This window comes from Lentzea flava (assembly GCF_014648475.1).
Taxonomy (GTDB): Bacteria; Actinomycetota; Actinomycetes; order Mycobacteriales; family Pseudonocardiaceae; genus Lentzea; species Lentzea flava.
Map to the genome: position 1 here is coordinate 54824 of NZ_BMRE01000024.1, position 12898 is coordinate 67721.

Here is a 12898-nt window from a genome sequence, read left to right on the forward strand (position 1 = left end):
GCTCGTCCGGCCAGGCGCGAGCGGCCTGCCAGGCGCCGGCCCGGCCGACGAGCTGGTCGAGGGCCAGATCGTCAAGCTGGACAACGGTTTCCTCGTGTCTCGACACGTCACGCACGAGGGTGCGCAGCGGATCCGCGAAGTGACTGCCGGTCACCGGATCCCGTTCCCGCGCGGGAAGATACCGCCCGTTCGCACTCGTTTCCCGGACAAGTCGCGGAGGTACTGTTGACGGTACGAACTCTGGATGTCCGCAACGGTGCGGAGGAGCGGGGGTGTGCCGTGTCCTTCAAGGCGGAGTTCCTCGCTGAACTCGAGGACTGTCTGCGCGGCTACGGCGCGGTCCCGGTGAGCAATCCCGACGCACTCGCGCTGTTCATCGAGTTCGTGCGAGCTCTTCCGGCGAGCGATCAGAGGCTGCGTTGCCTCGAAGGTGTCGACCAGGGGTCCGGTTCCTTCTGGAACAACCCGGCGGTGTGGTGGGAGCAGGTGCCGAGGTTCGGTGCGGGGCTGCCGCGCTGCGGATCGGCGGAGTGCCGCAAGTTGCTGGACGACATGCTCGACGAGGCCATCAGCGACGAGATCGACGTGCTGGAGATGGAGATCCGCGAGCTGCCCAGCTGATCGGGCCCGGACATGCCTGCCGGCGCCGCCACCTGTTACGGCCACGGCGCCGGGGCTTCCAACTCACTTCGCGGCAACGAGTGTCTTGAAGAGTTCCCGATAGCGGTGGAGAGCCAGTCGCAAGTCCTCGGTCTGCGGATCACCGTTTCCCTCGAGCTGCTTCGCGAGTGAACGGTGACGGGCGGTGAGTTCCTCGATCGCCCGCGTCACGAGGTCGTCTGCCTTGCGGACGGCCGCTTTCGGGTCGTCGACGAACTCGTACTGCACGGCCTGCCACTCGTCCTCGAGCCGCCCGGCCGGTCGTTCCTGCCGCTCCTGTCGTTCCTGTCGTTCCTGCTGCTGGTGTTGCGCGGGGACCTGCCGTTCCTGCTGCTGGTGCTGCGAGGGAATCGGCTGCTGTTCCTGGCGCTGTTCCTGGCGCGGGTCCTGCCGCACGTCCTGGCGGACGTCCTGACGCTGGTCGTGCTCACCCTGCCGCTGCTGAGGCTGCGGTGGAGCCGACGCGGGGTCGTTCGTCACCGGAGCCTTCCTCACAGGTGCCTCAGACATCCGTCTTCTCCTTCCGTTCCTTCCGTGCGGCCTCACGGTCCTTGTCGGGAGCCGCACCGCGCTCGAGCAGGTCGGTGAACAGCTCGCGGTAGTGCACCATCGCGGTGCGCAGGTCCTCGGTGCTCGCCTCGCCGATCTCCTGGCGTTCCGAGATGTCGTGCGCCTTGCGGTAGTGCTCGAGGGTCCGGGCGTGTTCCACGGACAGGACGCTGAGTTGCGCCTCGTAACCCTCAGTGGGATAGCCGCGTTCGGCCATCAGATCCGTGACCAACCGGTCGGCGTCCGCGATCGCCTTGTCCGGCGAATCCACGAACTTCGCCTGCACACCCGCCCAGTGCCGCCGGTAACTCTCTTGTGCCGAAGGGGAAAGCGGCTTCAGGTCGAACTCGCTGTGGCGGTGCTCCCGCTCCGCGAGCTCCTTCTCCGCCGCGGTTCTGCTGTCGCTGTGGGAGACCGCGCGGTCGTACTCGGGGCCGAAGCGGTCGCGCAGCCTCTTGCGCTGCATGGCGGGCCTCACCACGAACACGAGGACAACCAGCACCACGAGAACCGCGACCACCAGACCGATGATGGCGCCCGTTGACATGGAAACCCTCCAAGACAGGCAAAATCTCTGCTGTCCTGGAGGCTTGCCCCGTGCTCAGATCGGGAAACATCAACCCTTGATACAAACCACCTGCTTGAGCTTGGCGACCACCTCGACCAGGTCGGACTGGTTCGCCATCACGGTGTCGATGTCCTTGTAGGCGGCCGGGATCTCGTCCACCACACCGGAGTCCTTGCGGCACTCGACACCACTTGTCTGGGCGGCGAGATCCTGCTCGGTGAACGTCTTGCGGGCCTTGGTGCGCGACATCTTCCGGCCGGCGCCGTGCGACGCCGACTCGAACGAGTCCGGGTTGCCGAGCCCGCGCACGATGTACGAGCCGGTGCCCATCGAGCCCGGGATGATGCCCAGCTCGCCACGTCCCGCCCGGATCGCGCCCTTGCGGGTCACCAGCACGTCCTCACCGAAGTGCGTCTCCTCCGCAACGTAGTTGTGGTGACAGGAGATCGGCTCCTCGAACTGGATGTGCGGGAACTCCACACGCAGCACGTCGCACACCAAACGCAGCATGACCGCGCGGTTACGCCGTGCGTAGTCCTGCGCCCAGTACAGGTCGTGCCGGTACGCCGCCATCTCGGGCGTGCCCGAGAGGAACACGGCGAGGTCCGGGTCCGGCAGCTCGGCGTTGTGCGCGAGCGTGCGCGCCACCGAGATGTGGTGCTGCGCCAGCTCGTTGCCGATACCGCGCGACCCGGAGTGCAGCATGACCCACACGCGCTGGTCGGTGTCCAGGCAGACCTCGAGGAAGTGGTTGCCGCCGCCGAGCGTGCCCATCTGGTGCATCGCCTTGTCGGCGCGCGCCTTCACGGCCGGCGTCAGGTCCTCGAAACGCTTCCAGAACGACGTCCAGTCGGACGCGTCCTTCTCGGTGAACGCCGTCGCCTTGTGCTGAGCGAAACCGACGGGCACGGCGGCTTCCATGCGGGATCGCAGACCGCGCAACGTCGCCGGCAGATCGCTCGCGGTGAGCGACGTGCGCAGGGCGGTCATGCCGCAGCCGATGTCGACGCCGACGGCCGCGGGGGAGACGGCGTCGCGCAGCGCGATCACCGAGCCCACCGTGGCGCCCTTTCCGTAGTGCACGTCGGGCATGACCGCGATGTGCTTGACGGCCCACGGCAGCGCGGAGATGTTCTGAAGCTGCCGCATGGCGAACTCCTCGACCTCGTCGGGCCGAGTCCACATGCGGATGTCCACGTTCTGGCCGCGGACGACGGTTGCTGCCATGACTACGAGGTTAGGCGGCGCTTTGCGTGATCCACAAAGGAGTTTCGCGGGGAGTCTCGGCGCTCACGAACTCCCATGCGCCCCTGCGCACCTTCGCCTTGCTCATGTCGCCGCCGAGGTTGGTGACGAACGCGCGCACCGTCGGCAGGTCGTCGACGTCCGCGATGAGGATCGCCTTGTTCCGCAACGTGACGCTGCCGCCGCCGAGCTTCTCGCGCGCGACCGCGTCCTCGAGGAGGCCGTCGCGGACCTGCTGCGCGGTGATGCCGTCGATCTCGACCTGGACGGCGTCGACCTTCGGCGAGTTCGCGGGCAGGAAGCGGAACGTCAGCACCGACTCCTGCCGGAACTGCTTGCTGATCGTCGAAGCCGTGTGGCGCAGGCTTTCCTCGTTGAGCGTGACGTCGAACTTGCGGGAGCGCTCGAACGTCGTCTGCTGCAGGTCGCTCGACCAGAACACGCCGTCGAGCAGCGTGGAGCGGGTGGTGACGCCGCCGTTGGCGAGCACGATGCCGCGCACCTCGCGGTCGAACTCGACCAGCTTGTCCTTGAGCCGCGGGTCGTCGGGATCCGTGATGATCGCCGTGTTGTTGGTCGCGAAGATCTCCGGGCACGGCAGCGGTGCGCCCGCCGCCGTGCCCGTCGAGACCGTGATCGCCAATACCGACGTGACTGCCACGAGAAGCTTTCGCATGCGGCACAACGTATTGGCACCGGGTTCGCGGGGCACGCCCAATTCCGTTCAGCGGGCCACGGCGCGTTTGTACTGGTAGTTGGCCAGCGGTACGAAGATCAACAGGAAGATCACCACCCAGCCGAGTGATGCGAGCACGGGGTGCTGCAGCGGCCACACGTCCGGCGGTGTCTGCAGGGGAGAGGTGTTGCCGAAGAGCTCGCGGGCGGCCAGCGTCACCGCCGACACCGGGTTCCACTCGGCGATGTGGCGCAGCACCGACGGCAGCTTCTCCGACTGCACGAACGTGTTCGCGATGTAGGTGATGGGGAAGATGAAGATGAAGCTCGCGTTGTTGAACACCTCGGGACTGCGCACCAACAACCCGATCCACGCCATCGCCCAGGAGAACGCGTAGGCGAACAGCAGCAGGATCCCGACCGCGGCGAGTGCCTCGAGCGGCGAGGAGTGGATGCGCCAGCCGACGATCAGGCCGGTGATCATCATGATGACGATCACCAGCGCGTTGTTGACCAGGTCGGACGTGGTGCGGCCGACCAGGACGGCCGAGCGCGCCATCGGCAGCGAGCGGAACCTGTCGATGATGCCCTTCGTGATGTCCTCGGCGAGGCCGCTGCCGGTGATGGTGGCGCCGAACAGCACTGTCTGCGCGAAGATCCCGGCCATGAGGAACTCGCGGTAGTCCATGCCGGGGATCTCGATCGAGCCGCCGAAGACGTAGGCGAACAGCAGCACGAACATGATCGGCGCCGCGGTGGAGAACACCAGCAGGTCCGGCACGCGCTTGATCTTGATGAGGTTCCGCTTGGCGACGACGGAACCGTCGGCGAGTGCTTGCAGCAGCTTCACTTCTCGTCCTCCCCCTCGGCGTGGTGTCCGGTCAGCGTCAGGAACACGTCGTCGAGCGTCGGCCGGCGCAGACCGACGTCGAGGACCTTCACCGACTCGGCGTCCATGCGCCGGATCGCCTCCATCAGCACCGCGGACCCGCCTGCAACCGGCACGGTGAGGTGGTGCTGGCGTTCGTCGGACTCCATCGGGCCGACGGCGAGGTCGGCGAGCGCTGACTTCGCCGTGGTGAGCTCCGCCGACGTGGCGACGGAGAGTTCGAGGCGTTCACCGCCGACCTGGTCCTTCAGCTGGTCGGCTGTGCCTTCGGCGATCACTTTGCCGTGGTCGATGACGGCGATCTGATCGGCGAGGCGGTCGGCCTCCTCGAGGTACTGGGTGGTGAGCAGGAGGGTGGTGCCGCCTTTGACGAGCTCCTCGATCACGTCCCACATACCGAGGCGTGACCTCGGGTCGAGGCCGGTCGTGGGTTCGTCGAGGAACAGGACGCTCGGCTTCGCGACGAGCGCGCCGGCGAGGTCGAGCCGGCGGCGCATACCGCCGGAATACCCCTTCACCGGGCGGTCGGCGGCGTCGACGAGGTCGAACCGTTCGAGCAGCTCGCGGGCACGTTCGCGGCTGCGGGCGCGCCCGAGGTGGTAGAGGCGGCCGACCATGTCGAGGTTCTCGAACCCGGTGAGATTGTCGTCGACCGCGGCGTACTGGCCGGAGAGACCGATGCTCGTGCGGAGGGCGTCCGCCTGCGTGCGCACGTCGAGCCCGGCGACGCGCGCCGACCCCTCGTCGGGTTCGAGCAGGGTGGTGAACACCCGCACCGCCGTGGTCTTGCCTGCGCCGTTGGGGCCGAGCAGACCCATGATGGTGCCTTCGGGGACGGTGAGGTCCAGGCCGTTGAGTGCGACGACCGACCCGTAGCGTTTGACCAGGCCTTCGGCCACGATCGCGTCTGTCATGCGGGCATCATGTCCTCCCGGTCTGACAATTTCGTCCGGTTTTCGGTCCGTGCATCGGTGATTGACAGCCGGTTTGAACGTGAAAATACTTCAGGGTCATGGACCGCGTGTGCGTCATCGGGGCAGGCTCTTCTGGCATCGCCGCATGTCAGGTGCTCAGTGCCCGCGGCATCGAGTACGACTGCTTCGAGGCGGGATCCGAGGTCGGCGGCAACTGGCGCTACCTCAACGACAACGGCATGTCCTCGGCCTACCGGTCGCTCCACATCAACACCTCGCGGCAGATGATGGAGTTCAAGTCCTTCCCGATGCCCGCGCACCTCCCGGCCTATCCGTCGCACTTCCAGATCGCCGAGTACTTCGACGACTTCGTGAAGCACCACGGATTCCGCGACCGCATCCGATTCCGGACCGAAGTCGTCTCGGTTTCTGTCGCGTCAGGTGGCTATTCGGTCACGACTCGCGATCGCGACACGGGGGAGGAGGTTTCGGGAACTTATCGTTCAGTAATCGTCGCCAACGGGCACCACTGGTCGCCGCGGATGCCGGAACCCGCGTTTCCCGGAACGTTCGACGGCGAGGAGCTGCACGCGCACTTCTACAAGACGCCGGAGCGTTTCGCGGACAAGAAGGTGCTGGTTCTCGGCATCGGAAATTCGGCGTGCGACATCGCGGTCGAGTCGTCCCGCGTCTCCGCCCGGACGTTTCTGGCGATGCGGCGCGGAGCGCACATCATGCCGAAGTACCTGTTCGGGATGCCGACCGATCACCTGACGACCTCGCCGCTCGCCCGGTACGCGCCTGCGTGGCTGCAGGCGCTGTCTCTGCGCGCGATGCTGCGGCTGGCGCGCGGCAAGCTCTCCGACTACGGGTTGCCCGAGCCTTCGCACGGCATCCTGGCGGCGCACCCGACCGTGTCCGACGACCTGCTGACCCGGCTCGGGCACGGCGACATCACGGTGAAGCCGAACATCGCCCGGCTGGACGGATCCGGGGTTGTTTTCGCTGATGGCAGCCGTGAGGACGTCGACATCATCGTCTACTGCACCGGGTACAAGGTCGACTTCCCGTTCCTGGACCCGGCCGAGTTCTCCGCGGTGTCGTCGCCGGACAACGAGGTGGCGCTCTACCGGCGGGTCGTCGATCCGGCGCATCCCGGGCTGTACTTCCTCGGGTTGATCCAGCCGCTCGGGGCGATCATGCCTCTCGCCGAGGCCCAGGCCGAGTGGATCGCCGACCTCGTGTCCGGGCGCGCGGTGCTGCCGCCGGTGCCGGAGATGAAGGCGGAGATCACCGCCTACCGGGCGTCGCTGCGAAGCCGGTACGTGAAGTCGAAGCGGCACACGCTGGAGGTCGACTTCCTCGGGTATCAGCGGGAGCTCGCGGAGGAACGGCGGGCCGGCGCCGCTCGTCGCTAGCGTCGGCGGGGTGCTGATCTGGATCAACGCCCGTTCGGCGGCGGGAAGACCGCGACAGCCTTCGAACTCCATCGGCGCCGGCCCTGCGCGGTGACTTCCAGGACCTCCCGGCGTGGCGGCACGGTGTGCACTCGATGCTGGACCTGGCGTTGCGCGGACATCGTCGGCAGGCTGCGCGACGACGGGCACCAGGTGCACCACTTCGCGCTGCTGGCCGAGCCCGTCACCGTGCTGAGGCGGCTGTACAACCGCGGATTGTGGCCCGGTCTGAAACGCGAGCGCTGGGCGGTCGACCGGATCGACCACTGTTTGACCCGGCTCCGCGAACCGGAGTTCGGCGAGCACATCGTGACCGACCACCGGACGGTCGCACAGGTCGCCGACACCATCGCTCATTCGGTCGGGCTGCCGATCACGCCGAACACCGACGGCCCGGTGCTCGCCAAGTTGCGCCGGTACGCCACCACGCTGCGCCACGTCCGGCTCGGCTGACCCGCGTGTTGACCTTTGCAACGACTCTTTTGACGACGCCCGCAAACGTGTTTTGCATCCGCGCGCGCCGGGTGTGGCGATATATCAGCGGCCCAGGGCCGTGAGCTGCGGCCTAGCAATGAGTCTTTTGACGACGTCCGCAAAAGACTCATTGCTAGGGGTGATCAGCGGTTGGGGTTCTGCGCGTGGGGGTGCGAGGGCGGCGGAGAATTCGGGCATGACGGGTGAGCGGGGCGGGGTACGTTGCGGGCGTGGCGTCGAGTGTGCGGGTGATCGTTCTCAACGGTGGGTCCAGCTCCGGCAAGTCGGGGATCGCGCGGTGTCTGCAGGCCGTGTTGCCCGAGGCGTGGCTGGCGATCGGGGTCGACACGTTGATCGATGTGATGCCGCCGCGGTTGCAGCTCGGGGCCGAGGGGATCGGGTTCGCCGACGACGGGGAGATCACCATCGGGGCGGAGTTCCGGCTGCTCGAGGACGCGTGGATGCAGGGGGTTGCCGCGATGGTGCACGCCGGGGCGCGGGTCATCGTGGACGACGTGTTCCTCGGCGGGACCGAATCGCGGCAGCGGTGGGAGAAGGTGCTGGACGGGCTCGAGGTGCTGTGGGTGGGTGTGCGGTGTGACGCTGCCGTGGCCGCCGGGCGGGAGCTTGCGCGCGGGGATCGGGTTGCCGGGATGGCGGCGGCGCAGGCCGAGCTGGTGCATCGGGGGATGAGCTACGACATCGAGGTCGACACGACGCGTGCCGAGGCGATCGAGTGTGCCAACGTCATCGCCGAGCGGATCAAGAGCGACTAAGGGCGCGGTGGGTCGTTCGGGGCGCACGAGCCGCCGCCCTGAGGCCAGCAGGACTTGCCCGAGGCCGGAACAGCGACCGTCACCTTCGACAGGATCGTCGAGAGATCCGTATCCAATACATTGCCCAGCGACACCGATCGGGCGAACACGCACGGCCAGACTTCGCCCGTAGCGGAGATCGCCACGGCGCCGTGGCCGCAACGACCGCACAGCTGGTCAGGGGCCGGTGAAGCGTTTGCGCCCCGGCCGACGGCGCGCACGCGATCGGTGCCGATGCGGGTGACGCCGAGGCGCGAGAGTTCGTCACGGGCGGCGCGGGTGCGCTGTCGGCCGATCATGGTCGACGAGCTGACGTCGATGACACCGGCGCGCAGCGGGATGTCGCGCGTGCGGGCCTCGGCGATGTTGGCCCTGGTGCGTGCGTAGCTGCCACGGCGGCGGGTGATGGCGTCGTGCTGGGACGCGGTGTCCGAGTAGTAGCTCGTCGCCAGGCGCACGCCGGGACGGGAGAAGGTGTCCCAGAGGCGCGGGCCGATGTCGACGAGATTCGTGAAGACCTCGACGGAAAGTCCGGCATCGAGGGCGTGATCCACCAGTGAGGGCAAATCGGGATGCAATGTCGGTTCGCCGCCGATGAACTGAACCGAGTGCGCGCCGAGTTCGGCGAGCTGGGAGATGGTCCGTGACCAATCCCGTGTTCTCATCGAGCCATGTGTGCCGCGCGGTCCGGAGTCCGCGTAGCAGTGCGTACAGCTCAGCTGGCATTTGCCGGTGATCTCGAGCCATGCGAAACGCAGGTCGGTCATGTCCCGCTCCCCTGGACGTCGCCGTACGACAACCATCTTGCCCCGGCGAGTCGCGAATGGAGCTGTCGAATTCACTGAAACATCGGGCTGATGTTGGACGGATGACATGTTTCCGACACGAATCCGGCGGGCGCCTCGCCGGATTGGTGCTGATCGGCTGATCAACCGTCGGTCAGCAGCAGTCGCAACCGGTGCAGCAGTCGTCTCCCATCCCGATCACCTCCCCTCCGGCGGGCACCACGGTGGACAGTCGGCCGCGACCATGTCCACCAGGTCCGAACGGAGTCGCGCGAGCCGGGCCATCTCCGCGTCGATCTCGGCGATGTGCCGCTGGAGCAGCTCCCCGGCCGGTTCGCACGGGCACTCGCCGGTGTCGCGCACGGCGAGCAACGACGAGATCTCGCGCAACGTCAGGCCCAGGCGCTGGCAGTCGCGGATGAACCGGATCCGGTCGGCGGCCGAGTCCGGGTACTGCCGGTACCCCGACGACGTGCGCGGCGGCGGTGCCAGCAGGCCCGCGCGCTCGTAGTACCGCACCGTGTCGGGACGGACCCCGACCTGGCGTGCGAGCTCGGCGACTCTCATGCACTCCACGCTAAACCTGTGAGTGCACTCCAAGGTCAAGCAAAAGCGGGGCCGCCGATGCCGGCAGCCCCGCTCTCGACGAACTCGATCAGTGCACGCCCAGCACACCGTCCACCCGGCGCGGAATGCCCAGCGGGTTCGCGTCCTGCAGCTCCGGGGGCAGCAACGAGTCCGGCCACGACTGGTACGTCACCGGGGCGATCCAGCGGCGGATCGACGTCGCGCCCACCGACGTGTGCAGCGGGTTCGTCGTCGCCGGCCACGGGCCACCGTGGTGCTGGCCCCACGCCACCGCGACACCGGTCGGCCAGGCGTTGAAGATCAACCGGCCCGCGACGCGCCGCAGGATCTCCGCGATCTTCCCGGCTTCCGCGTGGTCCGACTCGGCCGCGTGCACCGTGCCGGTCAGCGTGCCCGGCAGCTTCGCCAGCACCGAGTGCAGCTCGGACGGCGACGAGTACGTCACGATCAGCGCCGCGGGGCCGAAGTGCTCCTCGGTCAGCTTCTCGAGGTTCTCCTCGAACGTCTTCACCGACGTGCTGAACAGCAGCGGCGCCACCGCCCACGCCTCGTCCGGGCGCGTACCCGTCGACACCACGGACACGAGGTCCGACGCGGCGAGCGCGTCCGTGCCCGACTTGTAGGAGTCGCACATCCGCTCGTTCAGCATCGCGCCACCGGAGGACGCCGCGACCGCCTCGCCCAGCGCGGGCACGATCGACTCCGGCGCGAACACCAGGCCGGGGTTCGTGCAGAACTGACCGACGCCCATCGTCAGCGACTGCGCGAACCCGGCGGCGATGTCCTCGCGCTCCGCCGCACCCGGCAGGATCACCGTCGGGTTCACGCTGCCCAGCTCGCCGTAGAACGGGATCGGGTCCGGCCGGCCCTGCGCCAGGTCGAACAGCGCCCGGCCACCACCGGTCGACCCGGTGAAGCCGACCGCACGCACCGCCGGGTGCTTCACCAGTGCCACACCGGCCTCGGTGCCGTACACGATGCCGAACACGCCCTCGGGCGCACCGGCGTCCCGCAAAGCGTCCACGACGACCCGCGCGGTCTCGCGCGACGTCGACGGGTGCGCCGAATGTGCCTTCACCACAACGGAACAACCGGACGCCAGCGCGGACGCCGTGTCACCACCGGCCACCGAGAACGCGAACGGGAAGTTCGACGCGGAGAACACCGCGACCGTCCCGAGTGGACGGAGAACGCGCCGCAGCACGGGCCGCGGCGGGATGATGTCGGGGTTCGCCGAGTCCAAAGTGGCCTCGACGTAGCTGCCCTCGCGCAACACCTCCGCGAACAGCCGCAGCTGGTTCGTCGTGCGCTTCAGCTCCGTCGTCAGCCGCGGCACACCGAGCGCCGTCTCGCCGTCGGCCGTGGAGACCAGCAACGACGACTCGGCGTCCAGCGCGTCCGCGACCTTCTCCAGCACCACGGCGCGATCCGTCGCCGGAACCACCGACCACGCGGAGAACGCGACTGCCGCCGCGGAGGCGATCCGGTCCACCTCGCTGTCGGGGGTCTTCGCAACCGGCTCGCCGAACGGCTCACCGGTGCGCGGGTTGTATCCCTGAACGACGTGGCTCAACGCCCTGCCTCCTTGACTGCCGTGTCGAAATCGGGGCCGCACCAGGCCCCGCCCACGTACTTCGCCGCGTACGACGAGGGATCGAGCTCGCCGCCGTGCTGCTCCAGCACCTCGGCCGCGTACACCTCGGAGTCGTCCTGCGGCTCGTAACCCAGCGCGCGGGCCTCGTCCAGCGAGAACCAGCCGCGCTTGTTGTTCGAAACACCCCACACGATCCGGAATCCCGGTGACGCGACGGAAAGGCACGCCTCGAACAGGCGCGCGCCGTCGTCCGGCGACATCCACGTCGACAGCATCCGCACGTCGCGCGGCTTCTCGAAGCACGAGCCGATGCGGATCGCGATCACGTCCATGCCGTAGCGGTCGGCGTACAGCGACCCCAACGCCTCCAGCGCCACCTTCGACACGCCGTAGTAGGTGTCCGGACGCGGGAAGAGGTAGTCACCCGCCTCGCCGTTGGCCCGCTCGACGTACCCGACGGCGTGGTTCGAGCTGGCCAGGATCACGCGGCGAACTCCCTGACGCCGTGCGGCTTCCAGCACGGTGTGCGTGCCGTCGATGTTGACGCTGAGGATCTTCTCCCACGCCTCCTCGAGGCTGTGGCCGCCGAGGTGGATCACGGCGTCGACGTCCTTCATCGCGGCTTCCATCGCGGCCATGTCGGTCACCGACGCCTGGACGAGCTCGACGCTCTCGCCGTCGGCGGCCGCGGGTAGCTCCGCGATGTCCAGCAGCCGCAGGACGCGGCCCTCCGCCGCGAGGCGAGAACGCATGAGCGTTCCCACCCCGCCACCGGCGCCGGTGATCAGGATGCGTGCGGTCACGGGTTGGACCCCTCCGTCATGTGCAGGTACTCGGCAAAACTCGGGTCAGCGCCCGAACTGGCGGAGAAGCTCCGTGATCGTCCGGGCGGCGTCCAGCAGAGCGGCCACGACCTGCCGCTCGTGCTCGGGGTCCAGTCTGCCCAGGGGAACCGAGCAACTCATAGCGTCCAGAACGGGGTTCCGGTAGGGCAACGCCACCGCGAAACAGCCCAGACCCGGCGTGTTCTCCTCGCGTTCGTGGGCGTAGCCGACGTTGCGGAACCCGGCGAGCTGCTCGTGCAACGCGGCCCGGTCGGTCACGGTGTTGGGGGTCAGCGGGGTCAGGACCTCGGGGAGGATCATGTCGACCTCCTCCGGCGTGCGGGTCGAGAGCAAGGCCTTGCCCAGCGACGTGGAGTGCGCGGGCAACCGGCGGCCGACGCGCGACACGACGCGCAGGTGGTGCTCGGACTCGCGGCTCGCCAGGTAGACGACGTCCGCGCCGTCCAAACGGGCGAGGTGCACCGTCTCGTTGATCTCCTGCCGCACCTGCTCCATCACGCGGATCGCCGCGCGCACCACCGGGTCGTGGTCCAAATAGGACGTACCGACGAGCAGTGCGCGCACGCCGATGCCGTACGTGCCGCGGTCCGAGTCGACCTCCACCCAGCCGCGCGCGACCAGCGTCTGCAGCAGCATGTACAGGCTGGACTTGGGGTAGCTGAGCTCCCGGTGCAGCTCCGTCAGCGTCAGCCTGCGGTCTGAAGCGGAGAGCACTTCCAGCAGCTCCACCGTGCGGTCCGCGGACTTGACCGCGCCCGGACGAGCCGTGCCCTTGTCGATCGGCGACGCCACTTGGCCTCCTCGGCCCGTTTCTGGAAACCGGCAAGCAACTTGCCCTTG

15 protein-coding genes are annotated in these 12898 nt (G+C 68.1%); 4 read left to right on the plus strand and 11 right to left on the minus strand.

The features are described 5' to 3' along the window. Positions 1-225 precede the first annotated feature (225 nt). Complete coding sequence (locus tag IEZ09_RS25385; RefSeq protein ID WP_229812945.1) at positions 226-621, plus strand: hypothetical protein; 396 nt, start codon at positions 226-228, stop codon at positions 619-621. Between the two features lie 63 nt (positions 622-684). On the opposite strand, the gene IEZ09_RS25390 is transcribed toward IEZ09_RS25385, so the two are convergent. From IEZ09_RS25390 to IEZ09_RS25415, 6 genes are all read right to left on the minus strand, one after another. Beyond that, positions 685-1170 carry a hypothetical protein gene (locus IEZ09_RS25390; protein ID WP_189256259.1) on the minus strand — a complete coding sequence of 162 codons (486 nt, stop codon included), beginning with the start codon at positions 1168-1170 and terminating at the stop codon, positions 685-687. Further along, positions 1163-1756, minus strand: coding sequence for a hypothetical protein (locus IEZ09_RS25395; protein WP_189256260.1), 594 nt, complete (start codon positions 1754-1756; stop codon positions 1163-1165). Before IEZ09_RS25395 ends, IEZ09_RS25390 begins: the two co-directional genes overlap by 8 nt. A 69-nt stretch (positions 1757-1825) precedes the next feature. After that, positions 1826-3004 carry an RtcB family protein gene (locus IEZ09_RS25400; protein ID WP_189256261.1) on the minus strand — a complete coding sequence of 393 codons (1179 nt, stop codon included), beginning with the start codon at positions 3002-3004 and terminating at the stop codon, positions 1826-1828. A gap of 10 nt (positions 3005-3014) precedes the next feature. After that, positions 3015-3698 carry a hypothetical protein gene (locus tag IEZ09_RS25405; RefSeq protein WP_189256262.1) on the minus strand — a complete coding sequence of 228 codons (684 nt, stop codon included), beginning with the start codon at positions 3696-3698 and terminating at the stop codon, positions 3015-3017. Between the two features lie 48 nt (positions 3699-3746). Beyond that, positions 3747-4547, minus strand: a complete 801-nt coding sequence (locus IEZ09_RS25410) for an ABC transporter permease (RefSeq protein WP_189256263.1) — start codon at positions 4545-4547, stop codon at positions 3747-3749. Beyond that, positions 4544-5500 (minus strand): ATP-binding cassette domain-containing protein, encoded by a 957-nt coding sequence (locus tag IEZ09_RS25415; RefSeq protein ID WP_189256264.1) that lies wholly within the window; start codon positions 5498-5500, stop codon positions 4544-4546. Before IEZ09_RS25415 ends, IEZ09_RS25410 begins: the two co-directional genes overlap by 4 nt. A 98-nt stretch (positions 5501-5598) precedes the next feature. Between IEZ09_RS25415 and IEZ09_RS25420 the strand changes: the two genes are divergently transcribed. From IEZ09_RS25420 to cpt, 3 genes are all read left to right on the plus strand, one after another. Then, positions 5599-6918: a flavin-containing monooxygenase gene (locus IEZ09_RS25420; RefSeq protein ID WP_189256265.1), complete on the plus strand. Its 1320-nt coding sequence runs from the start codon at positions 5599-5601 to the stop codon at positions 6916-6918. Positions 6919-7041: 123 nt separating this feature from the next. Beyond that, positions 7042-7410: a hypothetical protein gene (locus tag IEZ09_RS25425; protein WP_229812946.1), complete on the plus strand. Its 369-nt coding sequence runs from the start codon at positions 7042-7044 to the stop codon at positions 7408-7410. A 251-nt stretch (positions 7411-7661) separates the two neighbouring features. Continuing rightward, positions 7662-8207 (plus strand): chloramphenicol phosphotransferase CPT, encoded by a 546-nt coding sequence (cpt, locus tag IEZ09_RS25430; protein ID WP_229812947.1) that lies wholly within the window; start codon positions 7662-7664, stop codon positions 8205-8207. Here the strand turns inward: cpt and IEZ09_RS25435 are convergent. The 5 genes from IEZ09_RS25435 to IEZ09_RS25455 form a co-directional block, all read right to left on the minus strand. After that, positions 8204-9013: a radical SAM/SPASM domain-containing protein gene (locus tag IEZ09_RS25435; protein WP_189256266.1), complete on the minus strand. Its 810-nt coding sequence runs from the start codon at positions 9011-9013 to the stop codon at positions 8204-8206. The genes cpt and IEZ09_RS25435 overlap by 4 nt on opposite strands. 216 nt (positions 9014-9229) lie before the next feature. Continuing rightward, positions 9230-9598 (minus strand): heavy metal-responsive transcriptional regulator, encoded by a 369-nt coding sequence (locus tag IEZ09_RS25440; RefSeq protein ID WP_189256267.1) that lies wholly within the window; start codon positions 9596-9598, stop codon positions 9230-9232. Between the two features lie 88 nt (positions 9599-9686). After that, positions 9687-11192 (minus strand): aldehyde dehydrogenase (NADP(+)), encoded by a 1506-nt coding sequence (locus IEZ09_RS25445; protein WP_189256268.1) that lies wholly within the window; start codon positions 11190-11192, stop codon positions 9687-9689. Continuing rightward, positions 11189-12016: an NAD-dependent epimerase/dehydratase family protein gene (locus IEZ09_RS25450; protein ID WP_189256269.1), complete on the minus strand. Its 828-nt coding sequence runs from the start codon at positions 12014-12016 to the stop codon at positions 11189-11191. Before IEZ09_RS25450 ends, IEZ09_RS25445 begins: the two co-directional genes overlap by 4 nt. A gap of 45 nt (positions 12017-12061) precedes the next feature. Next, on the minus strand, positions 12062-12850 hold the full coding sequence (locus IEZ09_RS25455) for an IclR family transcriptional regulator (protein WP_229812948.1): 789 nt from the start codon (positions 12848-12850) through the stop codon (positions 12062-12064). Between the last annotated feature and the right edge of the window lie 48 nt (positions 12851-12898).